This is a genomic window from Duganella vulcania (genome assembly GCF_009857655.1).
GTDB lineage: Bacteria > Pseudomonadota > Gammaproteobacteria > Burkholderiales > Burkholderiaceae_D > Rugamonas > Rugamonas vulcania.
In genome coordinates this window covers 314,740-337,958 of the sequence record NZ_WWCX01000001.1, presented here as the reverse complement: position 1 = coordinate 337,958, position 23,219 = coordinate 314,740, and the positions used below count along the sequence as shown (strand labels likewise).

Below are 23,219 nucleotides of genomic sequence, written 5' to 3'. Positions count from 1 at the left end.
GCAGGTGATTGTTGTGCCTTCCATACCCTTTGCCAGGGGCGTCTATATGCGATCGCCTTGGTGGAGGCGCGCCCGGTCGTGCTTTGTGACGATGCGCTTGAGGTCCGCGCAGATGAATGGTGGCAAGCGCTTGCTCGTAGCGAGCCGGCAGAATGCCGCGCGATGTTCCGGTGTCCGCCCGCAAAGCTGGTCCAGCCGCCGGAAGTATTCCCGTGACCGCAAATACGCCTTGGTTGGCTTGAAGAACTGGCTCCACCAGAACTGGAAGATCGATACTTGCCGGCGCATCACTGTCGCTGCGACCAGGGTGTCGCGGATCTCGCGTTCCTCCGGGGGGATGGTGCCAACGAGGAAATGGTCGATGGGTTCGGCAAGGTAGGTTTCGTCCAGCGGGGTGTTCATGTAGCGCCATGTGCGGCCGTCGTTGTCCTTGAAAGCGACGACAGACGGATCGAACGGCTCCTTGGCGTACTCAGACGGCGCCTGCGGGAATGACAAGGACTCAACCCCTACCGGCCGCTCGCCGGATGCTGCACAAGTGCTCATAGCTCCGTTCCTCTAACTAGGCCCACTATTGGTTTTTGACTTGCGAGGGCACTGCCGGCAATCCCATCATTGCCCTCGCTTCAGCGACGTGGTCCGGTTCCACAATGCCCAACAGTGCCTTGGCCGCTTTGACCTCCGCCCACGGCAGATAGTCTTCGTTCTCGACGGTCCTGCGCGCTTGCGCCAATTGAGCTTCAGTTGCCATTGCGTTTCCCCGGGAGTGGTTGCGGGATTTACATCCCGTATGCATCATATTATAGGTTAGATTATCTAACCAAACAAATACTTTTTGACGCCCTTGACCTTTAGGACTTCCCCCCAGTTAGCAATGCGAAAAACCGGGCCGTCCTTCTCGATTTGAACACCATACTGCTCGATTAGCTTCTGCACGTCGGCGCCGATCGTGCCTTTGTTGTGGCCGGTGAACTCGGCCAGGGTGGTTATCGTCGGGCGGTCCAGCGAATCAATTGCCGCCGCCAGCACGAAAAGCCGACGCGCGTCGGCTTTCGCGTATTGCACCACGCCGTGGGCGTTGGTCTTCATCATGCACTTGATCCTGTGCGGCTGCCGGCCGCTGCGGGCGCCGCCAGGGCGCAATTTCCAGCATTGGAATCATCCAGGCTCAGTTGAGGTATTTGGCCGCGGCAGCGGTCGGGATGATTTTGGCGTTCACGTCGCCTGGCACGAAGCCGGTGACCAGGCCCATCGATTGCAGACTGGCGAGCGCTTTTTCAGCCGTCTTGACTGAGAGATCGTTGTGCTGGCAAATCTCGGATACGGTTAGCGTCTTCATGACATTGTCCTGTTAGTTCGTTGTCGCAATTACGGGCTCGGATTAGCACCAGGTTGCGTCTTCCACGCTCACTTGATCTTCCTAGTCGACCCCGAGCAGTTTCTTCAGGTCAGCGCGAGTCGCGCGCCGGTCGGCGTCCGGGCGCAGTGCATTGGCTGCGCCAGCGATCGCACACGCCGCTGTGAACAGCGCCATGTACTGCTGGCCATTCAACGCGCACCTGAGTGCGAGGAGGGCGAAAGCGATTGCTCCTGCCCAGAAAATGTACTTCGGCTTCATCGGCATCTTCCAGAGTGTTCTAACGCAGACCCAGAGCGGCCTCGGCCTGCGCTTGACTGACGCCGGCCGACTTGGCGTAGGTGGTGATCGCACGTTGCTTACCAACTTTGCCTTGCGCGATGAGCGCTTTGCACTGTGCCAGCAACGTGGCCCGCTTCTGCTCGTCCTGCGCTTGCTTGAAGGCGTTTGCCATGGTCAGAATTCTCCCTATTTCGTCTTCTCGTCGTCTAAGCGAGCCAATGTCAGGCCGGACGTCGCAATTTCAACGGCAAGCGGTGAATATTTTGGGCGTACCGCCGCTAACCAGTGGCTTACACCAGCCACGCAGGGATGTCGATGGTTTCGCCCAGCTGGGCGCACACGGCCGCGCGCAGACCTGCTACGCGCATGGTCTCCCCGTGTGCAACCGCCCTCTGATCGCCATTTGAAATGGCATACCAGCCAGTCTCTGTTCGTTGCAGCGATGCCAGCTGGTCGTCCAGAATCCGCTCGCCTATCTCGGCGCCATGAACGACAACCCGCGACGGGGCGAAAACGTCGTGGGGCATAGCCACGTTGCCACGCTCTGTGCGCGTGATGAAGCCGCCAATGTACTTGCCATTAAGGTAGGCGTGTTGCGCACCTATGCTGTTTGGCTTGAGTTGCGCACCGAGCATGCAGGCGACCGCGTAGTGCAGCGGTGCGTCGGTCAGGTCCACGGTTTTCATTCGCATGGCTATGTTCCGTCCCTAAAACGCCGTCATTTCCAGTCTGACGATTGGGTTGCTGAGCGAAGCGACTTGTCAGGTGGCAGCTTGCGCGGCCAGTGCCTTCTTGCAGCGGGCACAGTCGTTGACAGTCTGCGAGGCGTCCTGCATCAGCTTGGCCTCGGTAACGCGGCCACACAGGCTACGGCGGCGCGAATACTTCTGCTTTTCCCAGTAATGGGCCACGCCGCTTGCGCTGTCCGAGGTGGTGTGCCAGCCGGTCGATTTGTCGTCGTTGGTCATGCTGATCTTCCTTGTTGGTCCGTTGAATTTCCGCTTGCCGGCGATTCGGCATCATCCTTGTCGCGAAGATAAACGCCAAGAGCGTACAACGCAATATCGTCGCGATGAACCCTTTCGTGCAGCAAGCGGTCCATCTCATTCACTGAGGTCGCTCTGCCTTAGCCGCAGAGATATTCGGCCGCAGCGTTGAAGGCGGCCTTCGCATCCGCTAGCGCTTGAGGCATTGCGGCTTTGATCGCTTCGTCCGTCGCTTCGATTTCACCACTTTCAATGCGTCCCTCGACCAGGCGGCACATCAAAGTTTTGATTTGTGCCTTCTCTTGCTCGCTGTAGCCGTGCAATTTGCTCATGTTGATTCCCGATTGGTTACGCGCTTACAACCGCAGATGCAGCGGCGGGAGCCACCACTTCGACGGGAGACGCTTTGACCATACTACCTTCGCTGCATACAATTTCGAGTGCCATGCCTATTTTTTCCGACAGGCCGGCCACTTCCCGCCGATACAGGTTCGTCACCAGACGGCCTGTTTCACTGTCGCGATAGACCTGCCAACCTGCTTTACGCATGGCTGCTTTGAACTGCTTTTCAGCAGGCGTCTTTGCGCGGTCGGCGTCCATTGAATTTGCCTCAATCAGTAGAAGCGGTGCGGCGCCATGTCCTGCACTTCCATCCAGTGCGTGGGCTCATAGCCCTTTGCAAGGGCCATCTGACGCGCGTCCACCGGCGTTACGGCATGGTCCAGATCCACGTGATTTGCGCCGCCTTCCGGACGGGCGACACGCAGGTAGAACAGTTTGGCAGGGTGGCGCTTCGCCAGCTCTTTGTCCATGATGATAACCAGCTGCGGAAAGTCACTTGGCGGCGTTGCGTCGATGATGTCCATGTTGCGCGTTTTCCGATATCAGTTCAGTTGCTCGACCGGGTCTGATGCCCGGGGCGTTCCAGCGCGTGCTGGTGGTTCAGATGCAGATCCGGCCAGCTTGTTCCTGGGCGGTGTGCAGACGCCCCCAGAGGGCCCACGGCGAGCGCGAGGCGCACCAGGGTAGGTCGGCGGCCAACCGTCCCCTCCAGGCCGGCGAAAGTGCCCTCAGCCCCGTCTTCGGACGGGAGACCCGTCCACGATGGGTGAGGTTTGGCGAGAGTGCTTAGGGCGCCAGGCGACATTGCTTTTCCACCTTACGCTTGTGCGGGTTGGAGAACCCAGTTGATGACGTCATCCCAGTCCCGCAACACCTTGCGTCCGGCGCCATCGGCGCCAACGCGCAGCACCGCCTGTTTCTTCTGCTTGCCGGGCTTGTCCTCGTAACCCATCACGCGGTAAATCCCGCCCTTCGGGGTCTGCCAAACTTCGCCTGGCTGAAATGCGTCGCCTTTGTTCAGTTGGATCGCCATTGCCGGTTTCCTCGCCGATTGCGGTGCAAAGCACACCGCCTATGCTTTGCATTATGGGTTAGATAATCTAACTTTGCAAGTACTTTGCTTTTTGGTGCACGCGCTTGGGAGCGAGGTGAACTGCATATTTAGGCAGCCGCCATGCGAAGCAATGAAGACCTTGCTGGTAGAAGCGCTTGAAGTCCAGCGAAGGGAATCGGTTCGCTTCCTCCGCCGGCGCCAAGAACGCGCGGTTCAGTGATCCGCCTCGCCAGTTAGCGCGCGCAACCTTTGCACAGGGTAGCGCACCATGATTTTCTCAAATAGCGGGGTCGCCCTGTCAAACACCGGATCTGCAAGGCGGCCATCGAGCACGTAGATATCCCTGTTCTTTGGGAGCCCGACGCGCCGGATAAGGCGCCCCAGGCCTTGCTTGAACCGGAAAGCTGCTTCGAACAATTCCCAGGGTGTGCTCGGCTTGTTGTTCTTGCGCCAGATGTGCGTGATCGTATTGTTGGTGCCAAACGGCAGGCGCGGTATGACCAAGGTGGTAAGGACATTGTCGTCTTCCGGTCGCAGAGACTCCCCGAAGTGGTTTGACCATGGCTCATGGCCGCCGACGTCCAGACCGGTCCACGCGGCGCCAACCGCGAGCCACATCGCTTTCTGACCATTTCGCATCAGTTCCAAGAACTGGACCTTCTGCTTGGTTACATTCGTGTCGCCGTCCGCGGCCACCAGCGCGATGCCTGGGACGGCGTCACGCAGGAGGGCGCTGACGAATTTGATGTGGGCGTAAGCCGTCATCAGGACCAGCACTCCACCTTCGGAGCGGGCATGGATGTAAGCAAGTGTATCGGCCAAAGCACGCAGCCAGGCTTCTTCCGCGGCCGCAAGTTGGGCCTCGTTGAGTTTGTCGGCCCTGGTGGGCGGACGCAAGGCCTTCGCAAGTTCGGCTTCGGGAATCCACAAGGTCCGGATTGATTCGTGCAGCCAAGGCGCTTCGACAGGCGGGTATTCGGCCGCGCGGGCCGGCGGAATGGACAGCAGCAACTTCTGATAGAAGGCAGAGGCTTCGCCGTTGCCAGTGTTCAGGTACATGGTGGCGGATATGGCGGCCCCAGCGTCTACGGCGTTCCACATCAGGGACAGGACGTTACTCACGTTCGAGCGGCCTATGTAGAGCTGGGGGTAAGCACGCACGGGAGAAAACCGCAGATAGCTGCGTGCGTCCCCGTGCGACGAGGCCAGGCGCAACAAGACCGCCGCCCTGCGCAGCCGAGCGGCAGCGAGCCGCTTTTCCATATTTTCTGTGTTCTTCGGCAGCGCGATCGCCGAGATCTCAGCAGCCAGTTGTGTTAGCGTCGTTTTAAGCGCCTGGGTAACGGGCGCTGAAGAGGCAAGATTGATCACGTCACCCTGAACGGCATGACCTTGCTGACCCAGGGCTGCGATGCACTTATGGATATCGTCCACCGTAGCCTTGGCAACGCGCCCGCCGGCCGCGCGATATGCCTCGAGCGTCCGGTTAATTGACTGAAGGGACAGGTACTCGGTCAGTGCATTGCTAAACTGCTCTTCCAGCACATGCGCCTCGTCGACGAACAAGGCGTTAAAGAGCGGCAGCAAGCCACCCTCAACGTCTTTGAAGGCGTCTCCCTGCATCGCATAGAGTGCCTGCAGCTGCTCGACGTGTTCTGCCTTCTTCGCGTCGCCGGCTGCCTTGGCTTTGGTATAACCGTTAAAGACAGCCGATATCTCCTTGGCGATGGCCTTAAAATCGTCATCTCTACCGGCCGCGATCATCCGCATTCGCATGTGCTGGGCCAGCATGGCGTGCGTGCAAACGAAAATCTCACCGCAGTCGCTATTATCAAGAAACTGGGCCTTGTAGGCCTGCAAACCACTGTCGCCTTCCATGACGATATCGGTGAGCCGAACCTCGTCCATTGGAAACCCTGGAACGATGCGCTCCAGGGAATGGCAGAGCCAGCGCACCTCAACTCCCTTGTCTGCCTGGTCGGGCATGGCGCCGCCCGCCATCCATTCGCGTATCGCGGCGCTGTCCCAAACTTTGCCACCAGGAGAGTCGAGAAAATCGGTCAGATCGAGCTGGCTGACGAATTCCCGCTTACCGAACACAAGGCGCAGCTGCGGCATGTCACGCACGGTCGCCTGCGTTGCCCACTCAGCAGCGTATTGGCGCACCAGGGCTATGGTCGGGGCGGCAATCACGACGTGGGTTTCGCGCTCGTGTACCCAGTCAACTGCGCTACACATGATCGCCCGGCTCTTACCAACACCAGTGCTGCCCTCGATGATTCCAATCATCGAGCGCTGCATCGCATCCTGGAGATTGGAGAACATGCGAACCTGTTCAGGCCGGTCCTTGACGGTTGGCGACTGTTGCGCCAAGTCCCGGACCAGCTGGTTGATTGACAGATTCATGTCAGGAGCCAAGGCATCAGGAGGGTGCAGGGCCATCGCACCAATGAGCTGCTTGACGAACTGGTTGTGACCAAGGCCGGCCTTGGCGGCGCCGGCACGAAGCATCCCAGCTTCCGGCTCAGGAAAACTCAGGTGAATCCGAATCCGAGGACCGTCGTCGTCGGCCTGGCAGGTCGTCGCATCGCGACCGGAGCGCAGTGCCTGCTTGATCGTTTCTTTGATAGCCCGGCGCAGCGCTCCCTCATCCCGATGCAGCGAATCGAAGTGCGGAAATATTGCGCGCAGCCACAACTCCGATATCGTAAAGGTAATAACCAATTTACTGTCCTTGCATGGTCAAACAACGATGGTATTATTGCACGTCCTTAATGCCGAGCGAAGGAAAACGTGAAACAGACCCTATTACGAATTGCGCTTCCGCGTGGGAAGACGCTTTATCCAACGGACTTCCGCCGCCTGATGGCCAAGCAACCCGGTGTGCCGGATGACCTCTTCCACTACACCGACGGCAAGCCATCCAATGGCCGGCCGGCCGTTCGCTTCGTCGGCGCACGGGGCTGGGTGGGAATCATCGCTGACGAGGAGAATTCGCCGCTCATCGTGGAGCTCATGGGGTGCGCCGTGCGCGGGGCAATGGACCACTGCGGCTGCGTCGTCCAGGCTCAAATCGAAGAGCACGAAATGGGCTTAACGCTCTCGCACGCTCCTAAGCAATACTGGATCTCCGAGATGGCCCTGAAAGCGCGTTACCGTCGTTCCCGTGAAATGGATGTCGGGGAGCTGGCCAAAGAGCGACTGTTGGCGGCCATCGAGTCCATATCGGCACGCTACGGGTTCGACTGCCCGCCGGCCTCGGAACTGGGCATCGAATTGGAGGTCAAGCGCACGTTGGGTATGCCGATAGGCAAGGGCACCGGCCCCGTCGACGAGTATGTCACCCTGGTCAACGCTGAATTCATGATCCACGCCGATCTCAAAGGAATGTGGTTCGCGGGCAACCTTACCGCACGCGGTTACGGCCGCATCGGCACCTTCCTTCCGGGAAGCGTGCGATGAGCAGCGCAATCGAGAGCCCATCGAAATTGGCGGCGCTGGCGGCGGGCTTGCAGCCGCTCGGCGCCCCTGCACAGGCCTCCGGGATCTGCGCCCTGTGCGGTTACGCCCATGGGGCAGGGGACGTCGTATCCCCGTTCTCCCCGGGCGATACCTTCACCGACTACACCTCCATGCGGGGCAAAGGGTCCAAGACCGTTTGCGGCTGGTGCATGGCTACCTGGGGCCCGGATTTCACGCAGCGCTACACGAAGTCCGTCATCACGCGTGATGGCGTGTTCCCGGCGGCCAGCAACGACCATATCGCCTGGTGGCTGCTAAACCCGCCCAAGGGCTCATGGGTCTTCATGCTGTCCGACCAGAAGCGGCAGCACCTGATCTGGCGTGCGCCCGTCAATACCTCAGACCAGGTGTACCAAGTCCGGTTCGGTGAACTGGTTCTGACTGTTCGTCGCGCAATGCTCGAGAAAGGCGCCGACGCGGCCCGAAGGCTTGCGCAGGCAGCATCCGCTGGACGCAAGGGCGCTGCACTCAAGAGCCCATTCGTACGGTTGTCTCGCGACATCGATACCCCGGCACACGGTGCGCTGCGCCACGAACTCTACGAGATGGCCACTCGCGATTCCCAGGTCGCTGACGACATCGCCGTCATGCATTCACTAACGCCTGGGGAGTTGTGGGGATTGACGGCCGTGTTGTATGCCGCCACGCCAAGCCGCCCAGAACCAAAGCTTGTTCCAGCTGCGAACCAACACCCCGGTAATTAATTGACCAAGGAGTCCCTGATGACCATTCATAACCGCATTGAAGGTATCTTCCGTCTGACCCGGCCCATGCACTGCGCAAGCCCCGATGAATCGCTGGCAAAAAGCGACGATGGCAATGTCACACCCACCATGCAGATGCGGATCGTGACGCCCAACGGTGTGCAAACCATCCCGTATTTCCCCGGCAATGACTTGCGCGGCCGGCTGCGTCGCAAGGCCGCCGCACAGGTGTTGGACGCCATTTCGGTGGCCAAGAAGATCAGGCTCGAACTGTACGTCGGCATGAATAGCGGCGCCATCAGCGCGTCCCCCGATTCCGCTGCGCTGACGGTGGAAGAGGTCCTGCGTGCGCGCGACAACGTCTACATGGGCCTGTTCGGTGGCGGTGCTCGTCTCTTGCGCTCCCGTTACAGTGTTGCCGACCTGGTCCCGGTCATTGAAGACACGATCGCGATGGGCACCGTGCCATCGCGCTTCGGCGACCTGGCCGACGGCGGCTTTAAGGCCTCCTTCGCGACCGACGAGGGCCTGAAGGCGATGCGAGGCTACCAGCTGGTGCAGGTAACGCAGGTGCTGCGAGTTGACGACACCCTGCGCGTTCTGCGCCCAGACGAACTGGAAAAATATATCGGTGACAGCAGCGCGGTTGCTAACTACCAAACGGCGATGTTGGCCGGCACGGCCACGCGCAAAGCTGACAAAGCCAAAGCCAAGGCGGGCGAGATCAAGAAAGGCGACATCAGCGGCAAAGTAGGTATTGGCAACATCCTCGCTTACCAGTCTATCGTCGCGGGCACGCCGATGTACTTCTCGCTCGACTTCACCGACGATGTGACCGACGAACATGTCGGCCTGATGCTGCTGGCGCTGCAGGCGCTGGTGCGTGAGCAGGGCCTCGGCGGCTGGGTGCGCGCTGGCCTGGGTAAATTCACTGCAGACCTCAGCCTCGTGCGTCATGGGGAGTCGATGGCCATCTTCACCGACAAGGCCGCAAGCCAGGACGCCACGTTCACCCCAGCCATCATCGAACAGTTCATCGAACCAGCAACGCGAGCTATCGCCAAGCTGACGGCCGACGAGATGTTCGAGTTCTTTAAAGAGCGTGCAGGTGCCGAGTCCGAGGTGGCCTGATGGGAATGCAACCTCTGCGGCTCGAGTGGACGCTGTCCACGCCAATGGTTGTCGGCGCCCATCCATTGCACCTTGATGCCCTGGTCGCCTACGCCGTCACGGAAGAGGCGTTACGCACTGGCATGGTCGTGTCGGGCCCCATCTCCGATATCGCGCGTGACCTCCCGTTGCAGCGTGAGGAGCAGGCCGGGCAGTGGTGCTGGAAGGCGTCAGCATTGCGGCGCGCCGCCGGGCCACATTCGACGCGGTTCTGGACGCGCAAGACAGATCCTTACGACTATGCGACGCGTGCGCAGACGGGGCAACTGGAAGGGCGCTTCAAGGCGCCAATGAAGCCATACGCGGCAAAAATCGACACCCAGCGCGGCCTGCTGAAACAACAGTTCAAGTTCTTCCCGGTTCAGCAGATCCAGACGGTGACCGCTTGGTGTATCGGCGATCTGAACCGGCTCGAAGAACTCCTGCACCCTGATTCAGGTTTCGTGACGAATCTTGGTGGCAAAGGGCGGATGGGGTTCGGCAAGGTGCGAAGCTTCTTGATCGAGAGCGATGATGCGGCGCTGATGAAGTGGGCCGAACGCGTTCTGCCCTGGGCCCATGAAGGGGCGCTGCCTGTACGGCTTGCGATTCGGCCGCCTTACTGGGATGTCGCAAACCTGGCGGATGCGTTCGCGATTCCTGCGCTGCTTGGCTAGCATGCCCCATAGCCCCACTGATGCGGGGATTCAAGGATAAAATCATCAAGGTGAGTAGGCATTCCAAAGTTATCCCCGCGAATGCGGGGATTGAAGAGGCGGAGGATTCGGCTCTGGGAGATTGTCGTTATCCCCGCGAATGCGGGGGTTAAAGGATCGGCTTGAGGGAATGAACAACTGTCTTCTGATTATCCCCGCAAATGCGGGGATTAAAGACTAAAACGAAAGACCGGCCCACTGGCGTGCCCGTGATCCCCACAGATGCGGGGATTGAAAGAAATCAGACCTCGCAAAATTCCTGTCCATAGAGTTATCCCCGCGAATGTGGGGGTTGAAGCTGCAAAGTTGTTGAATACAGTCCTGAATACTTGTTATCCCCGCGAATGTGGGGGTTGAAGTAAAGTTCTTGCTATCCCAATAGGTCTTTGTGTCTGATACCCGCGGATGCGGGGATTGAAAGTAGTCACCGGCAACAAAAGAGGGAAGGAAAGCGCTATCCCCGCAGTTATGGGGATTAAAGGCACGCGATGGGTTGGACGTGAAATAGTATTTCGTTTTCCCCGCAGATGCGGGGATTGAAGGTGGACGTGGCGCCAGTGTTATGGCAGTTCTTCGGTATCCCCGCGAATGTGGGGGGTGAAGATTTACCGTTTTCTGCATTTCCGGGCTACGTCACAGCAGCGCGTGAAGAACCTTTTTAATGTGTTTAATCGTCGCCCTTCGCTCGATCGCAAATCCAGCAAACCTGCTGCGCCAATACGACCGGGCCCTTCTTGCGTTGCACCGTGCGCCTTACGACGTTTGGCGACAGCTCCTGCGGGAACCGCCACAGCCCGCACTCGCCGCACCGCTCTTGACGGAGACCGGACTTGTACTGGATTTTCGCCCACTCGTGCCACGCCAGGTAGCCGTCGGGGGGCGGGTCGCCTGGCGAGTAGGCGCGTGTGGCGAGGATCGCTCTGTCCATCCTCCCATCAGACGCCAGCCTGTAGGTTCGAACCATTGCCATGGAGTTTCTTTTAGGCCGCAGCCATGTTGTTGTGGTCGCCCAGCCAGCCCCAGGCTTCTGGTTCGCCGTCCTGCGCGTCGCGGTAGCACCACGACCAACCAGCCGATCCCGTGTCGGGCCCATTCGTGTTCAACTGCACCGTATCGGTGTTGCCGGCATTGTCGATGATGAAAAGCATGACGAAGCAAAAGCCCGGTGATTCGCGATTAATCACGCCTTCGCGCCCATCAACATGCTTCACACGTTTGCCAGTCCAGCCCATACCGTCGCTCATGATTTTCCCCTATAACACCGTGACTTTAGTAGGGTCAGTTCCGGTGGCTCGAATTGCGATCCAAACCTGAAGCTGACCTGCTGCATGCGGTCCACCTGCCAAATCAACGCCGAACGGCTTGACCACGCCATAGACCCCCGGGCCGATATTGAGCAAGTCTCCTACCTTGGAGGCGGGGCCCGCGGCTTCGCGAATCAGGTTGAGGACATATTGACGATCCCACGATACCGGCCCATTGTCGCGCAGGGGCAGCGATCGAAGGTGATTGAGTGCAGCCAGAACATCAGGTTCAGACACGACGATTGTTGGCGGGGTTCGGCGGAGCATTGCGCGCGTACCCTTGGCTTACGCCGCTTGGGCGGCCGTGATCTTGCACACCTGCGAGATCAAAAAGCCGACGCCTGCAATTTTGTGCTGGTGCTTCGGGCCAAATGACCGGATATGGGCACGAACGCAGCGATTGAGCGCTGCGGGTGCGTCATCATCTTCGAAGCCTGGCAGAAATTCCATGTCGCCACTTGGCAGCGACGTACCATAGAAAATGGCCTCGGCCAGCGTAGTGTAGATGTTGCCCTGCTTGAAGGACTGCGGGATGTCCTCCCATGCCGGCAAAAAGCGCTCCGTGCTGAAAGCCACCTCGATGTCGTTGATCGATGCCAAATCATCGCGCGTTAGTGTATAAGCCATGCATCATCCTTTGGAAATCAAAGCACCTTGACGGAATAGATGCCGTCACCAAGATACGAAACTTCAAAGTCATCGCCGCACTCGAAGCAATTTTCTACGGCTGCGGACGATGGCCCGGTTTTGCCAGGAATCACATAGTCTTCAACTACGTCTTCCTGCAACTGTCCGCAATGAGGGCAAGCAATTTGCTCGCCCGCTTTATACGTTCTCGACACGATTTGTCCTTTAGTGCAGCTGGTTCAAGTGTGCTATGCCACTCCCAGGCGCTTCCCGCTGACCCCGCTCGTCGCCCTGGCGTCGATCGCATCGGTTCGACGTACGGCGCCGTTCCAGTCGACAGAGAGTCCCGATTCTATTGGTGTTCCTCGCGCTACTGGTGGTCGGCTCGAGGACCGGCTTGCATTGCGATGAATCGCAACGATGCTTCTCGCAGAACTGCAGCCTCGGCCTGCTGCATCGAGTCCATTTCACTAATGCCCGTCTCGGCCACGAAGCGCGCCGCCAATGCTTGAAGCGGACCGTCGGCGAGTATACCTTTGTCCTGCCACGAAATCACGTCCTGCGCGCACGCTGCGAGGTCCTGTGCCGTCATGGCCTTGACGATGCTGCGCATCGTCGGTCGGGGCAGCAATCCCGTGTTCATGTTCTTGCTCCTTGTATGTGTATCTCCGCTACCTGGGCGCTTACCGCTTTGTTGGTGCCGTGGCTGGCGGGCTCTTATCGATTGATCGGTACAATTTGGAAGCTATCGGCCAGTTCGTACGCTACGTACGTCTCGCACTCATCCAGCGTGCCGACCAGGTACGTGTCACCGCTATATTTACCGATCACCTTGTGCGTTTTCATGCGAATCATCCTTGCCGACTCAGAATAGGGGTAACGAGCTCGTCGACATCAATCGAAAGCTGAGAACCACCGTACAGACTGGCATGCCCGCCGATGAATTGGATTGGGCGGGCAAACCTGCCTTGTTCACGTCGCCAGACCTGGGACGACGTTCCACGCCTGAAGTTCTGGCCACGCTGAATTGTTCCAAATCGTACCTGCGGCATCACCATTTTCCCTATTGTTGGGGATGTTCTTCATTGTCGCGACGGATGGCTTCAGCCAACAGCAGCAGTGCATTTCGGGTGCGCAAAGACTTGCCCCCGCCTGCATCGGTGCGAAACCGCAACGACTCAGATCCAGGCAACATCAGCCAGGCATCGCCGTCCGGGCTGAACGTCACCGAAATTTCCTGCTCCGGCCCGACCTTGCCGTCGGTGTCGTCTTGTCTGCGGACGTATACGTCCGTGGTGTTCAGCGTCGGCAGCCAATACGGATCTTCGAGTACCGTGTTGACCGCCTGCACAAAGGCTGCTTGGGTGTCCATGAATCTTCCGCTCACATGTTGATGTACTCTTTGGAAGCGTCGCCGGCCGGACGACGGCGCCCGGTCGATGCGTGCCGATGCCAGCCTACTGGCTCTTTGTCTCGTGCCGGATCAAAGCTCATCATGCCCTGCACGGCCAGTTCAACGGAGTCGTAGCAGTAGAAGTCTTGGTAGCCAGCCTGGTGTACGTCCCAGAACAGGCGACCGTTCGAGATACTCATGGGGCCTACAGCCAGCACAGTGCCGTCCGGCAGGCAACGCCAGTGGGTGTATCCCCAAGAGCGTAGATCGTTTTCCGCAAAGGGAACTGGAAGGTCCTGATGGAGCATTTGTCGTCCTTAAATATGGCAGTAGCTGCGACGCATCGCCTAGTTTTCGAGGCACCTATGCGGGGCGCACTCAACATCACAAATTTGGCGATAGTTCGTTGCCTAATAGATCGTCGTGCAGCGCTGCACTCCCAGATCGGTAATGGTCCAGAAGGTGCCATGGACTGATGTGGCCATACCTTTCCTTACCAGCCCGTTCAATGCGCGCAAGTTCGGTTCATCGATGAGCTTGATCGTCTGGCGCGGCGCAGTCGACATCTTCACAAGCCAATCCTTCTCGTTCGGCGAGAGGTGAATTGTTGAGGCGTCAGCTTTCTGCTCTACCGTGTCGGACTTCTGCATAGCCGGCTCGAAATTGGCCGCAAAGTAGTGGTCCTGCTTTTTTGTCCGCCGGCCCGACTGGTGCACAATCACCAGGTCCATGCCGCAGCGCTCCACGAGCGTCGCAGTGCGGCCAGTCTTGATATTTCTCCAGATTGCTCCTGGCGCGATGTCTTTCACCAGTCGCAATTTGTCTCTGTATGTCAGCGCCATGCGTTATCCCCGATCTATTAAGCCTGCACCGACGAGCCATCCAGCCAGGAACCGGTAATCATGTAGTGCCACTCGCTCGCGGCGAATCCGCGTGCACCATCTGCTCTCACTTGGCGAACACGCTTCATCGTGACATTGTACTTCTGTGAAAGCGAACGGATGGTCACACAATGCTTTCGCATGAGGCGGCGCACCATGGTGCCAGGAAGTCGGTAGTCAGGGATGTGCGCCACGATGCGGTTTCCTTGCTGATCGCAGTGCAGGGTGCACCGCCTATGCTTCGTATTATAGGTTAGATAATCTAACCGTGCAAATACTCGCTCTTCATCTTTAGAGTTTTAGTTCAGTCAGTAACACGAAATACCGGCCGTCCTGCGAGATTTCAGCACCGATTAGAAATCGTGGCCTTGTTGTGGCGTGCGAATCAGGACAGGCTCGTGAAGGTCGGACGGACCACTGGATCAATCGCAGTCGCCAGTTCGGACAGTCGGCGCAGGTCGGCCTCCGGATACTGCCCCGCGCCGCGGGGGGGGCGGTTCAATCATTGGCTTCATCCCGGGCCCGTTCCGCCTATTCCGGGCGCCGCCGGGGAACATTTTGCGCCGTTGGAATTGTCTGGTTGCGTTTCACTTGAATTGGAAACCACCCGCAGCGGCGTTCCTGCCAAGCCTTCTCGAAGCAAGTAATCCATTGCGCGGTCGGCGAGTCGATGGCCAGGTGCTGCGCTGCGTAGCGCACCAACGAGCCGCTTGACCAACATCGACAAGTCGCTGCTATGAACTGTACCGGGGCCACTTTCCCGGCCAAGCGCCCGATCCGCCTTTACCACGCCACGCGCGAAAGCAAGGTGGCGCTGCGTGACGTGGGTGATATGGCTTGTGGCCAGCCAGACTTCAGCGATTTGTTCTGGGGTTAGCTCTTGGTTCATGAACGGAGCTCTCTTACCGCCGGGGTGGCATTTTGTCCGTTTTGCCTGCCTTCCAGTCGGCCATATCCTGCATCCATTCGCTCTCGCAGCGGCCGCAGCTGGCGGTGCCGTCGCCTTGATCGTAATAGTGCATCTCGTCCAGGGTCAACCGACCACCGCACGAGCGACAGGTGGGTTTCATCGGGATCAGGTGAGCAGCATCCATGGATATCCTCGTTACTAGATTTTGAAACCGAACCGGCGCAGAAAGCGTTTCCACTTCGGGGTCTCGGTCTCACGAATCGGAGTGGTCATACGATGCCGGGCTTCCCATAGACCGTAACACGTCGCCCGATTTCAGCTGGGACACCGTAATGTTCTCGCACGTAATCACAGTTCATGACAATTTTCCTTAGTTGAGGCGATTGCCGCTTTCACGGCCGTTATCCCTTAACCGAATCGGCGATTGAACCGCTCCACGATGCGTCGGGCCCGGGAAACGTCACCGTAGAAGCGCACCGGCGCGGCATCCACGAATTCAAGTGCGACCGCTTGCCCATGCTTGTGATGATGCCCTGCCAGATACAGGCGCTTGATCTCGCCTGCGTGGATCGCTTTCGCGCGTTCGTAGGACTGTTGGCTCATCATGTTCTCCTCCCTTTAGATATCCCACTTAGCTCGCAGGTGCGTCGCTTCCTGTTCCATGCGCCGGCGTTCGTCCAGGGCCGGCTGCTTTGGATCTATTGGCTTGCCGGCGGTGCGCGCCGCAGCCAGCGTTGCGTCGAAATTCTCCATCTTGCGGGTCAGGTCCAGCAGGCGGCGCAGGTCAGGTTGCAGTTGGTTCAGCATATTCGTGTTCCTTCCTCAGTTCCAGGTTGCTTGGCGCTTTGCATACCAAGCCGGGTTCGTTGCGATGTGCGCTTTCAAATACGCTAGGCCGCGCTCATCCCGGTGAAAAGTCGCACGTTTAGCGAACTCGATCGCGCCGCTAACATGAAGTGCTCGCATCTGGATTCCTTGTTCGACGGGGGCGGCCTGCACCTCCATGCTTCACATTGTAGCGTTTCATTAAACTCGATCAAGAAGCTGGAGTACGCAGCCTCTTGCGCTTATGCGCCGCTCGAATCGCTTTGCGGTATGCCGCCCCCGTGGATGAGGCGTAGCCGGAAGCGACCAGTACATCCAGCAGCGTGCGATCGGCTCCGGCCGTGTCCATGCTTACTGGTTGGCCCGCCGCATTCGGCCAAGCGGCCATGGCGCGCCTGGTGCGCAGTGCTTGTCTTGGCGTAGGGGTTCTTCGTCTGTACCATCGGCACATCTCTGATGCGGTCTCGCCAGGGTGAGCGTGCAGGCGCGCGCGCGGCATTGACCGCATCGATGCTCGTGCGCTTAGAGCCTCCTGGCACCCGGTGGCAGCGTCTCGAAATTGGTGCGATCACGGCGCCGACAGGCGGGGCATCCGGCGGCGCCAAAGCGTGCCACGCAAGGCGCGCACCACCGCGCTTGGCAGGAGGCCAGGACGCAGGTATAGTGCGACTAAGGAACCGCCATCCGAACCTGCTGCCGGGTTAAACAGCCAAGTAGTGTGTCATCCAAATGCGACCATCCCTTCACTGGTCGATGCGTAATCGGCAGACGTCGGCTGTTGACCGGAGGTTGCTATGGCATCCATTGACTTTACTGCGCCCGCGTTTTTGCAGCTCAAACGTGACGCCGCTCGAGCATTTCCGCACATCAAATCATCCCACCTAAGCGAGGCCATCGCTGCCTCCGCGGGGTTCGCCACACATGCGGCACTGCTAGCCGCCCTCAAAAATACCAACGATGCATCTGCACGCGACCTGGATCTGACGAAACTTCAATCTCGCCTGGTGCAGTTGGGTTATCCCCCTGTGAGCTTCGCCGCTTTTGAAAATGGAGCAGTGGCCACCGTGGCTGGCGACCCGCCGGCACCGCAGCCATTGTTCTCCTCGGCCAGTGACCAACTGCCTGCCGATTCGCTTGTCATGGTCGACCAGCGCGAACAGAACCTCAAGCGGCTATTGACGGGGGAATCGGCACAGCCACCTAAGATGGACCGAGACGCCTTCGAGCGTTTCCAACGCCTACGGGCCCGCACGGTTCGCCAGGCTCTTAGGCGCGCCCAGCTCGAGCCAATCGGCGACGATTATTGTGGGGTCGTGTCGTTCCTTGCTGAAGACGACGATATGGTCAGGAACCTGAAACAGTGCATCGATGCGATCTGGCCCAAGTCTTGGACGGTTGGTGACGTGCGGATTTCTTCGGCCTGGTACCGGCAGTTCTGGGTGCGCAGGATAAGCTCTGACGATGACGTCCAAGAGGTCCATGTTGAAGTTGAGATTCAGGCACCCATGACGATCCGTCACTTGTACGAAACCATGGGTGCGCTGTCGGCCGGCGAGGAAATGATGGGAACCTTGCGGGCGCTCCCCGCGGCTCGAAATCCGATGACGCCTCGCGCCGAGTTCGGACCACCTCTGGATTGGGCTACTGCGTGACCTGGGCGAAGCTATCGCTAGTGCAGCAGGCTGGGTGAATCGTCAAGGCGTGCCGGCGCGCGCCTTGGTCCCGCGCGGAGAAGCCCTGCAGTTAGTCACTGATTATCGAAATTTCGAAACCGGCTACTGCCCGACGTGCCCCAGGTAGGCGGGCATCAACTTCTTCTGGCTTGTTTGATCCCCGTAGGCCAAGCCTTATGCGCGGCCCACGCGGCTGTAGCAGGGTTACGTACACAGCGTGGCCGATTCCACAGTAAGGTCTCAGCCCTACCAGAAAGTGGCGGTCTCACTGTTACCGCCTGAATGACCGTAATGCCGTAGCCCAGGCAGTAGCGCGACGCTGTGACATTCCCCGATACCGCTATCGCGCGCAATGGTATAACCGCCGGACAGCCAGTGGCCATCCCGTTCTTGTCCAGGCGGTGGCCTGCCGCATTGTTGCAAAGCCGGGTGTGGTGTGTGTCTGCCTCTGGTCTGGTCGCGAAGCGCCACGGCCCTTCGGCTATTGGATTGCGCAGCGCTAGCTTAGTAGACTTGGTGGGTCGCTGCGGCACTTGGCCGAAGGTGTCAGTCAGCTCCGATTACCCCTACCCGCGAGGTTGAAGATGAACGTTCAAAGGACCAACGCCCTTGTTTTCAATGTGCCTGCGTTCTTCGCAGATCCGGCCTTCATGGCCTGGCTCAATAATGATCTGCCCAAGTTCACATGGCACCCAAAAGGCGATGGCGTCGCCGGCGACTACTCGGATGTCGTCGTTAGCGTGGACGCCAGCCTTGCCGGTGAAGGGGCCGACAGCGATATGCCTGAGCATATCTGGCGCCAGATTGTGGACGCCTGCCGGGAACACATCGGCCCGAGCGCTAATAGCGCCCCCTACATGGTCAGGCTCACTAACCTGGAGGGGTGAGAAGCCGTGCAGGCCGCGCGCAGGTAAGACGACCGTGCCCGGGCGTTGCCAGCACCATGTCGCCCGTAGCGCGCTTTGCTCAGCACTTGTGCTTGCCTCGGCCGGGCATTTGCCATGGGGGCGTGCGGCGGCGGCAGGCCGGGTGCGTTCTGCTACACCGACCAGCTGTAGCCGGCCGGCTTGGCCAAGGTCCGGCGCCGCCGGCATGAGCGTGGCTGCGCGCTGCGCTCACCGCAACAGCGCGGGGCGTGGCCAAGAGGTTCACCGCCAATCCCGATTCATGCTTCTAAATCGATCATGCCCATCCTGGTATGAGCGATCCGGCGCCTGGCCCGGCATCGCATGGTGGCGCTGGTTGACGGTCGTTTTCGGACGTGTTTGGCTAACAAGGGCGGTTGAACGTCGTGTGTTGAAGGCAAATGCCTTTGATGGCCACTTTGGAGGTTTTTTGGCGATCAAGCTGCAGTAGGGGAGGGCGGCCATCGGCGGCGGCGTGCGGCCCGTCTGTGTGGTCGGTGGTGGGGCATCGGCTGGTTTCGGCGCCCGGGCGCGGCGCCATGAGCCCCCGCCGCGCTTTGCGCAAACTGCGCGATGAACGCGTTCCCGCGCACCGCGTCACCCAGTTTAGTGCGCGCGAAGTCGATCGCAAAGGCTGTGTAGCCGGGCTGCGACTCGCTGACGCCGCGTGCTTTCATGAGCTGGGACAGTTCTTGCTGGTTCCTTGCGAGCACGTCCATGACCTGCTCGCGGTCTTGGATTTCCTTCGAGGTGTAGCCGCGCGGTTTGTCGTTCATGGTCACACCCAGGTGGCATGGGCGATGAGCAGCTGGGTCGAAGCTCAGTCGCCGGTCAGTTCGTAGTAATGCAGTTTGTGCTTGCGCAGCGCGCTCTCCGCCAGCTTGACTCGCTCTTTGGCGGCCACCTTCTCGGCCAGCGTCCTCTCGCACTGTACTTGGTTGCGCTTCCTGGTTACAGCCGCCGTCAGGCGCCGAAGCTCGGCTTTCCACTCGTCGTCGGTCATTTTGTGCATGAGACTTTCTCCTTTAGTGCGGCCGTTTGAGCAGACCGATTCCGTCGTTCGGCAATACGCGCTTGAATCCTCGCCCTAGCTGCCTGCCTTTCCTCATGGAATGTGGGCAGCTGCATCACCAGCTCGTGGCGCTCAGCGCGCTCCTCCGGTGTCATGAAGTCGATGGCAGCGCCGCCGAGGAGGCTAACGAAGTCTGGGGTGCACATGCGCATACGTTGCTCGGCAGCGTCTCCCAATTCGTCCAGGCGGGCCTTGACGTCAGCAGTGCTCATCCGATCTGTGTTGTCGATGTGTCCGCTCGGTGTGGTGGTCATGATGCCCGCTCGTGCAATGTCTTGGAAAGTGTGTGTGAAGGTGATCGTTGGCCAGGTTGGTGCGTCACGCCGCATTCGCGTGGGCATGGCAGGCGCTCCAGATGACGTCGTTGATGGCGCGGCTATGGGCGGGCGGCCAGCTGGGGTCCAGCTTGGCGACGATGTGCTCGACGATCCACGCCTCCATTTCGTCGGCACTCTTGTCCATCCAGTCGCAGGCCTTGAGGCTAAAGCTCCTGGCGTCGCCGAAGTGCGCTAAACACTCCCCCTTATTGACGTCCTCTCCGCCCTAAAGGACGGGAATTCCTACAGCTAGCGTCGCACGTCCGCGACGGAGAATGTTTAAAGCAGCATTGGTGTCACGATCATGTACGCAACCACAATTACTACACTGCCATTCTCTTATTCCAAGACCTGCGATACCTTTCGGCCGCGAGTCCGGCAGAATGCCGCAACTCGAACAAGTCTGGGTGGTAAAGCTTTCATTCACCTCCTCGAACCAAGCGCCATGCTTAACAGCCTTGTACGCCAGTTTGCTTCGGAAGGACGACCAACCTGCATCAAGTACGGACTTGGCCATGTTGGTTTTGGCCAGTCCGGCGGCGCCCACATTACCCACCGCGATATAGTCAAACTCGCTCACAATGCGATTCGACAGTTTGTGTTGGAAATCATTGCGACGGTTCGCCACTTTCGCATGGATGGCCCGCACCCGGCGCTTCTTTTTCGCGCGCTGGGCCACAGCCAGCGCCTGCTCCATATTGCGATAGATGCGCTGCGCATCGATCTTCTCCCCCGTCGACAGCGTAGCGAAATCCTTCAGCCCCAGGTCGATGCCAACGCCACGAACTGGCTGGCGGGCCTGCGCCGGATCGACGGTGACGTCGATCACAATATTGAGGAACCAGTTGCCGCGAGAGTCCTGCGAGAAATTCGTACCGTCCTTGATCTTGCCTTCAGGCAGAGCGCGGCAGTTAAACACGCGGAAGGTGTTGCCGGCGAAGCGGAAGGCGTTACCTTCACGCTTCAATTCCCGCCCCTTGAGCGGAACCCATCCCAAGTTCTTTTTCCCACGATAGCGCAAGTATGGGCGCCTCTTCTGCGACCTCGACTTGGCGTATTGCTCACACACCGCGTTCACCGTTCCCGAATGCAAGCCAAGTTCTTTGCTGCAGCCCTGTGTAAGTTTGTTCAAATCGAAACCGGTGTGCCAGCGGCGGCCAAACCGCAATGCGTCCTTTTGCCGGTCGTTGCAGTAATTCCAGACGAAACTACATGCTCGAGACTGCTTGTTCAGCAATCCGTTCAACGACTTCACTCGGTAGCGATAGACCAAAATCATACTGTAATTATATACAGTTCTTTCAATCAAAAGGCAACGACCGCTTTGCAGTCAGCTCCTTTCTCTCCCCGCCCTGAAGGACGGGGTTTCTCGGAGTACATCTGATGAACTGGTAGGTGTGTTGGACGTTCTCGCCGTAGGCGGTCGAAAATTCTTGTGCAATCGCGGTCAGGTCCATAGTGCGCTCCGGTGCTCCAGGCCGCGCTTCAAAGCAGGGCATGGCAGGGTGGGGAATGAGGACAGAGTACCGCAGGCGCAGTGCAGGTTCCAATTCCCATGCTGGCGCTGGTGCTCTGCATCCGCCTCGCGATGCTGGCCGGCGCGCGGGCCGGTGACGACCACGCCGCGGGTTGCCAATGGGGGGAGGAGCACGCCGGTTGTGGCGCTACCGGGCTCTGGATGGCCGAATGGGGCAGGGGGCGCCGTCATGGCCCCGGCATGGCTTAGTGGGTTTGGGCGTACCAGGTGCCACCGATACCGTTTAGTGGGTGACACCGCGCATCGGTGGTAAAGCTCACGCCGGCGGCGCGCAGGCGCCGACACAGGCGCCGCATCCTGGCTTTGTCGATATCCGGATGCAGCGCGCCGGATGTTCGCAACACCACGCTGCGTTTTGGCTTGGTGGGGTTGAAGTGGTCGATCTGGATCACGACGGCGTCGAAAGCGCGGCGCCGGCTGCCGCCGACATAGGCAACCGTCGTTTGCAGTATGTCGCGCTCGGCCTGGTGGGTAGTGAATTTCATAGTCCGGTCCCGTTCTTGGTTGCGCAGCCCATGGGGGAGGAAGGGTTGGGAAAGTCGTACATCGCCCAGGTTGGATAGCTCCTGCATTGCCGCGTGCTGCTGGACGCTCATGCGGGCGCGCTCGTCACAAGGTTTGCCAGACGCCCAGGCCTTTCTTGCGGTACTTCATCGTCGTGCAACCCGCGTCCGTCTGTGCCCAGTCCAGCGGCTCAAAGGCGCTCTCGCCGTCCTGCTGGTCCAGCTCTTTGCAGACGCCCTCGTAGTACAGGTGGTCATCGCCATCGTACAGACGAAATTCGTAGTCGCAGTCGGCCACAAGCTGTGCGCGCTCATCTTCCGGTACGCGGGCCGCACCCAGGTCGCGGGCCATCGCGGCGCCGCAACGGCCAACCCAGTTCGCGCAATCGCCGGCGTTGATGATGTCCTGCGTGATCATCCACAGCATGATCAGTCCTCCAGTTGCAGTTGTTGCTCGACCCAAGCCCAGTAGTCGAGGTCTCGGGTCTTGCCTATGTTTTCCACGCGGGCGCGATATTGCGCTAGTTGCCAAACCGGATGCTCGGTGAGGTATTTCTCGCCCAGCTCGGTCGCGGTAAGGTGGCGGTCTGCGATCGCTAGTTCCGCGCGATAGCGGCTCATTTGGCCGCCTTTGGGGCGTGCTGACGGCATTCCTCGATCGCTTCCCTTATGCACTCGCGGTTGTACGCGCTGTCGCCGATGTGGCGGTGGCGGAACCACTCGCGCACATTGAGCAGTGCCGCCATGTAGGGATTGCTGCGGACCGCCGCTCAATGGCCCGACCCGGTATCGAAGCCCATGTATTGGCGCGACTGTTGCCTGCACTTGCGTACGTTTCGCGCGTGTTTCATTGCCTTGTCATAGCTCATGAGGATTGCCTTCAAGGTGGATGGATATGCAGCTGGTAGCCGCGAGAGCGGAGCGAGGGTTGATGCGCTACGCGCTGCACGCTGCCAGGATGCGGGCGCGCAGCGCGCTGTAACGTGGGTGGGTCATGCGCACCTGTTGATTGCAGCCATGGACCAGGCGAACGATGCGCACATCATCACCAACGACCTCATAGTGCTTGCCGTCGGCGTCGACGCAAAAGATTTCTTTGCCGTCGGCTGTTTGGTTGACCTTGATCGCTTTCATGGTGTGCTCCTCAAAATGGTCTTTCT

At 59.4% G+C, this 23,219-nt stretch carries 41 protein-coding genes; 6 read left to right on the top strand and 35 right to left on the bottom strand.

What is annotated here, in order from left to right:
- Positions 1 to 42: 42 nt before the first annotated feature.
- From GTP90_RS02005 to csf4, 13 genes are all read right to left on the bottom strand, one after another.
- Positions 43 to 498 carry a hypothetical protein gene (locus GTP90_RS02005; RefSeq protein ID WP_161081891.1) on the bottom strand — a complete coding sequence of 152 codons (456 nt, stop codon included), beginning with the start codon at positions 496 to 498 and terminating at the stop codon, positions 43 to 45.
- A gap of 73 nt (positions 499 to 571) precedes the next feature.
- The gene (locus GTP90_RS02000; RefSeq protein ID WP_161081890.1) at positions 572 to 751 is read right to left on the bottom strand and encodes a hypothetical protein; all 180 of its coding nucleotides are present in this window, start codon (positions 749 to 751) and stop codon (positions 572 to 574) included.
- 65 nt (positions 752 to 816) lie between these two features.
- Entirely contained in the window at positions 817 to 1,092 is a 276-nt protein-coding gene (locus GTP90_RS01995; RefSeq protein ID WP_161081889.1) for a hypothetical protein, read from the bottom strand.
- 76 nt (positions 1,093 to 1,168) lie between these two features.
- The gene (locus GTP90_RS01990; RefSeq protein ID WP_161081888.1) at positions 1,169 to 1,339 is read right to left on the bottom strand and encodes a helix-turn-helix domain-containing protein; all 171 of its coding nucleotides are present in this window, start codon (positions 1,337 to 1,339) and stop codon (positions 1,169 to 1,171) included.
- An 81-nt stretch (positions 1,340 to 1,420) separates the two neighbouring features.
- Positions 1,421 to 1,618 carry a hypothetical protein gene (locus GTP90_RS01985; RefSeq protein ID WP_161081887.1) on the bottom strand — a complete coding sequence of 66 codons (198 nt, stop codon included), beginning with the start codon at positions 1,616 to 1,618 and terminating at the stop codon, positions 1,421 to 1,423.
- 19 nt (positions 1,619 to 1,637) lie between these two features.
- On the bottom strand, positions 1,638 to 1,811 hold the full coding sequence (locus GTP90_RS01980; protein WP_161081886.1) for a hypothetical protein: 174 nt from the start codon (positions 1,809 to 1,811) through the stop codon (positions 1,638 to 1,640).
- Positions 1,812 to 1,929: 118 nt separating this feature from the next.
- The gene (locus GTP90_RS01975; protein ID WP_161081885.1) at positions 1,930 to 2,331 is read right to left on the bottom strand and encodes a hypothetical protein; all 402 of its coding nucleotides are present in this window, start codon (positions 2,329 to 2,331) and stop codon (positions 1,930 to 1,932) included.
- Positions 2,332 to 2,400: 69 nt separating this feature from the next.
- Positions 2,401 to 2,607, bottom strand: coding sequence for a hypothetical protein (locus GTP90_RS01970; protein WP_161081884.1), 207 nt, complete (start codon positions 2,605 to 2,607; stop codon positions 2,401 to 2,403).
- Positions 2,608 to 2,765: 158 nt separating this feature from the next.
- Complete coding sequence (locus GTP90_RS01965) at positions 2,766 to 2,957, bottom strand: hypothetical protein (RefSeq protein ID WP_161081883.1); 192 nt, start codon at positions 2,955 to 2,957, stop codon at positions 2,766 to 2,768.
- Positions 2,958 to 2,973: 16 nt separating this feature from the next.
- Entirely contained in the window at positions 2,974 to 3,225 is a 252-nt protein-coding gene (locus tag GTP90_RS01960) for a hypothetical protein (protein ID WP_161081882.1), read from the bottom strand.
- 14 nt (positions 3,226 to 3,239) lie between these two features.
- Positions 3,240 to 3,491 carry a hypothetical protein gene (locus tag GTP90_RS01955; protein ID WP_161081881.1) on the bottom strand — a complete coding sequence of 84 codons (252 nt, stop codon included), beginning with the start codon at positions 3,489 to 3,491 and terminating at the stop codon, positions 3,240 to 3,242.
- Between the two features lie 293 nt (positions 3,492 to 3,784).
- Positions 3,785 to 4,000 carry a hypothetical protein gene (locus tag GTP90_RS01950; RefSeq protein WP_161081880.1) on the bottom strand — a complete coding sequence of 72 codons (216 nt, stop codon included), beginning with the start codon at positions 3,998 to 4,000 and terminating at the stop codon, positions 3,785 to 3,787.
- A 234-nt stretch (positions 4,001 to 4,234) separates the two neighbouring features.
- Positions 4,235 to 6,745 carry a type IV CRISPR-associated DEAD/DEAH-box helicase Csf4 gene (gene csf4 / locus GTP90_RS01945; RefSeq protein WP_161081879.1) on the bottom strand — a complete coding sequence of 837 codons (2,511 nt, stop codon included), beginning with the start codon at positions 6,743 to 6,745 and terminating at the stop codon, positions 4,235 to 4,237.
- A 69-nt stretch (positions 6,746 to 6,814) separates the two neighbouring features.
- On the opposite strand from csf4, the gene csf5 reads away from it, so the two are divergent.
- The 4 genes from csf5 to csf3 are packed head-to-tail and all read left to right on the top strand — an operon-like array spanning position 6,815 to position 10,073.
- The gene (gene csf5 / locus GTP90_RS01940) at positions 6,815 to 7,483 is read left to right on the top strand and encodes a type IV CRISPR-associated endonuclease Csf5 (protein ID WP_161081878.1); all 669 of its coding nucleotides are present in this window, start codon (positions 6,815 to 6,817) and stop codon (positions 7,481 to 7,483) included.
- Positions 7,480 to 8,247 (top strand): type IV CRISPR-associated protein Csf1, encoded by a 768-nt coding sequence (gene csf1 / locus GTP90_RS01935; protein ID WP_161081877.1) that lies wholly within the window; start codon positions 7,480 to 7,482, stop codon positions 8,245 to 8,247. The genes csf5 and csf1 overlap by 4 nt, the downstream gene beginning before the upstream one ends.
- An 18-nt stretch (positions 8,248 to 8,265) precedes the next feature.
- Positions 8,266 to 9,378, top strand: a complete 1,113-nt coding sequence (gene csf2, locus GTP90_RS01930; protein WP_161081876.1) for a type IV CRISPR-associated protein Csf2 — start codon at positions 8,266 to 8,268, stop codon at positions 9,376 to 9,378.
- Positions 9,378 to 10,073, top strand: a complete 696-nt coding sequence (gene csf3, locus GTP90_RS01925; RefSeq protein WP_161081875.1) for a type IV CRISPR-associated protein Csf3 — start codon at positions 9,378 to 9,380, stop codon at positions 10,071 to 10,073. The genes csf2 and csf3 overlap by 1 nt, the downstream gene beginning before the upstream one ends.
- Before the next feature lie 1,019 nt (positions 10,074 to 11,092).
- On the opposite strand, the gene GTP90_RS01920 is transcribed toward csf3, so the two are convergent.
- The 12 genes from GTP90_RS01920 to GTP90_RS01865 all read right to left on the bottom strand — a co-directional run bounded on the left by GTP90_RS01920 (position 11,093) and on the right by GTP90_RS01865 (position 16,034).
- The gene (locus GTP90_RS01920; protein WP_161081874.1) at positions 11,093 to 11,356 is read right to left on the bottom strand and encodes a hypothetical protein; all 264 of its coding nucleotides are present in this window, start codon (positions 11,354 to 11,356) and stop codon (positions 11,093 to 11,095) included.
- Positions 11,357 to 11,365: 9 nt separating this feature from the next.
- The gene (locus GTP90_RS01915; protein WP_161081873.1) at positions 11,366 to 11,653 is read right to left on the bottom strand and encodes a hypothetical protein; all 288 of its coding nucleotides are present in this window, start codon (positions 11,651 to 11,653) and stop codon (positions 11,366 to 11,368) included.
- Positions 11,654 to 11,701: 48 nt separating this feature from the next.
- Positions 11,702 to 12,043 carry a hypothetical protein gene (locus GTP90_RS01910; RefSeq protein WP_161081872.1) on the bottom strand — a complete coding sequence of 114 codons (342 nt, stop codon included), beginning with the start codon at positions 12,041 to 12,043 and terminating at the stop codon, positions 11,702 to 11,704.
- A 17-nt stretch (positions 12,044 to 12,060) separates the two neighbouring features.
- Positions 12,061 to 12,258 (bottom strand): hypothetical protein, encoded by a 198-nt coding sequence (locus GTP90_RS01905; RefSeq protein ID WP_161081871.1) that lies wholly within the window; start codon positions 12,256 to 12,258, stop codon positions 12,061 to 12,063.
- A 155-nt stretch (positions 12,259 to 12,413) separates the two neighbouring features.
- The gene (locus GTP90_RS01900; protein WP_161081870.1) at positions 12,414 to 12,686 is read right to left on the bottom strand and encodes a hypothetical protein; all 273 of its coding nucleotides are present in this window, start codon (positions 12,684 to 12,686) and stop codon (positions 12,414 to 12,416) included.
- A gap of 420 nt (positions 12,687 to 13,106) precedes the next feature.
- A complete protein-coding gene (locus GTP90_RS01895; protein ID WP_161081869.1) occupies positions 13,107 to 13,415 on the bottom strand; it encodes a hypothetical protein in 309 nt (102 codons plus the stop codon).
- Between the two features lie 11 nt (positions 13,416 to 13,426).
- Positions 13,427 to 13,636, bottom strand: a complete 210-nt coding sequence (locus GTP90_RS01890) for a hypothetical protein (protein ID WP_161081868.1) — start codon at positions 13,634 to 13,636, stop codon at positions 13,427 to 13,429.
- A gap of 210 nt (positions 13,637 to 13,846) precedes the next feature.
- Positions 13,847 to 14,278: a hypothetical protein gene (locus GTP90_RS01885; protein ID WP_161081867.1), complete on the bottom strand. Its 432-nt coding sequence runs from the start codon at positions 14,276 to 14,278 to the stop codon at positions 13,847 to 13,849.
- Between the two features lie 17 nt (positions 14,279 to 14,295).
- Positions 14,296 to 14,511: a hypothetical protein gene (locus GTP90_RS01880; RefSeq protein WP_161081866.1), complete on the bottom strand. Its 216-nt coding sequence runs from the start codon at positions 14,509 to 14,511 to the stop codon at positions 14,296 to 14,298.
- A 708-nt stretch (positions 14,512 to 15,219) separates the two neighbouring features.
- Entirely contained in the window at positions 15,220 to 15,411 is a 192-nt protein-coding gene (locus GTP90_RS01875) for a hypothetical protein (RefSeq protein ID WP_161081865.1), read from the bottom strand.
- Between the two features lie 224 nt (positions 15,412 to 15,635).
- Positions 15,636 to 15,833: a hypothetical protein gene (locus GTP90_RS01870; protein WP_161081864.1), complete on the bottom strand. Its 198-nt coding sequence runs from the start codon at positions 15,831 to 15,833 to the stop codon at positions 15,636 to 15,638.
- 12 nt (positions 15,834 to 15,845) lie between these two features.
- Positions 15,846 to 16,034: a hypothetical protein gene (locus GTP90_RS01865; RefSeq protein ID WP_161081863.1), complete on the bottom strand. Its 189-nt coding sequence runs from the start codon at positions 16,032 to 16,034 to the stop codon at positions 15,846 to 15,848.
- 812 nt (positions 16,035 to 16,846) lie between these two features.
- Between GTP90_RS01865 and GTP90_RS36335 the strand changes: the two genes are divergently transcribed.
- Positions 16,847 to 17,704, top strand: coding sequence for a hypothetical protein (locus GTP90_RS36335; RefSeq protein WP_175047941.1), 858 nt, complete (start codon positions 16,847 to 16,849; stop codon positions 17,702 to 17,704).
- 605 nt (positions 17,705 to 18,309) lie between these two features.
- Positions 18,310 to 18,612, top strand: coding sequence for a hypothetical protein (locus GTP90_RS01860; protein WP_161081862.1), 303 nt, complete (start codon positions 18,310 to 18,312; stop codon positions 18,610 to 18,612).
- Between the two features lie 455 nt (positions 18,613 to 19,067).
- On the opposite strand, the gene GTP90_RS01855 is transcribed toward GTP90_RS01860, so the two are convergent.
- From GTP90_RS01855 to GTP90_RS01815, 10 genes are all read right to left on the bottom strand, one after another.
- The gene (locus tag GTP90_RS01855; protein ID WP_161081861.1) at positions 19,068 to 19,406 is read right to left on the bottom strand and encodes a hypothetical protein; all 339 of its coding nucleotides are present in this window, start codon (positions 19,404 to 19,406) and stop codon (positions 19,068 to 19,070) included.
- A 44-nt stretch (positions 19,407 to 19,450) separates the two neighbouring features.
- Positions 19,451 to 19,642, bottom strand: coding sequence for a hypothetical protein (locus GTP90_RS01850; protein ID WP_161081860.1), 192 nt, complete (start codon positions 19,640 to 19,642; stop codon positions 19,451 to 19,453).
- Positions 19,630 to 19,956, bottom strand: coding sequence for a hypothetical protein (locus tag GTP90_RS01845; protein ID WP_161081859.1), 327 nt, complete (start codon positions 19,954 to 19,956; stop codon positions 19,630 to 19,632). The genes GTP90_RS01850 and GTP90_RS01845 overlap by 13 nt, the downstream gene beginning before the upstream one ends.
- A 64-nt stretch (positions 19,957 to 20,020) precedes the next feature.
- Positions 20,021 to 20,164, bottom strand: a complete 144-nt coding sequence (locus tag GTP90_RS01840) for a hypothetical protein (RefSeq protein ID WP_161081858.1) — start codon at positions 20,162 to 20,164, stop codon at positions 20,021 to 20,023.
- 81 nt (positions 20,165 to 20,245) lie between these two features.
- Entirely contained in the window at positions 20,246 to 21,298 is a 1,053-nt protein-coding gene (locus GTP90_RS01835) for an RNA-guided endonuclease InsQ/TnpB family protein (protein ID WP_161081857.1), read from the bottom strand.
- A 443-nt stretch (positions 21,299 to 21,741) separates the two neighbouring features.
- Positions 21,742 to 22,041, bottom strand: a complete 300-nt coding sequence (locus tag GTP90_RS01830) for a hypothetical protein (RefSeq protein ID WP_161081856.1) — start codon at positions 22,039 to 22,041, stop codon at positions 21,742 to 21,744.
- A gap of 124 nt (positions 22,042 to 22,165) precedes the next feature.
- The gene (locus GTP90_RS01825) at positions 22,166 to 22,486 is read right to left on the bottom strand and encodes a hypothetical protein (RefSeq protein ID WP_161081855.1); all 321 of its coding nucleotides are present in this window, start codon (positions 22,484 to 22,486) and stop codon (positions 22,166 to 22,168) included.
- Positions 22,487 to 22,488: 2 nt separating this feature from the next.
- Positions 22,489 to 22,680 carry a hypothetical protein gene (locus GTP90_RS01820; RefSeq protein WP_161081854.1) on the bottom strand — a complete coding sequence of 64 codons (192 nt, stop codon included), beginning with the start codon at positions 22,678 to 22,680 and terminating at the stop codon, positions 22,489 to 22,491.
- Positions 22,677 to 22,805, bottom strand: coding sequence for a hypothetical protein (locus tag GTP90_RS37280; RefSeq protein WP_256369087.1), 129 nt, complete (start codon positions 22,803 to 22,805; stop codon positions 22,677 to 22,679). Before GTP90_RS37280 ends, GTP90_RS01820 begins: the two co-directional genes overlap by 4 nt.
- 190 nt (positions 22,806 to 22,995) lie before the next feature.
- Positions 22,996 to 23,193 (bottom strand): hypothetical protein, encoded by a 198-nt coding sequence (locus GTP90_RS01815; RefSeq protein ID WP_161081853.1) that lies wholly within the window; start codon positions 23,191 to 23,193, stop codon positions 22,996 to 22,998.
- Positions 23,194 to 23,219: the final 26 nt, after the last annotated feature.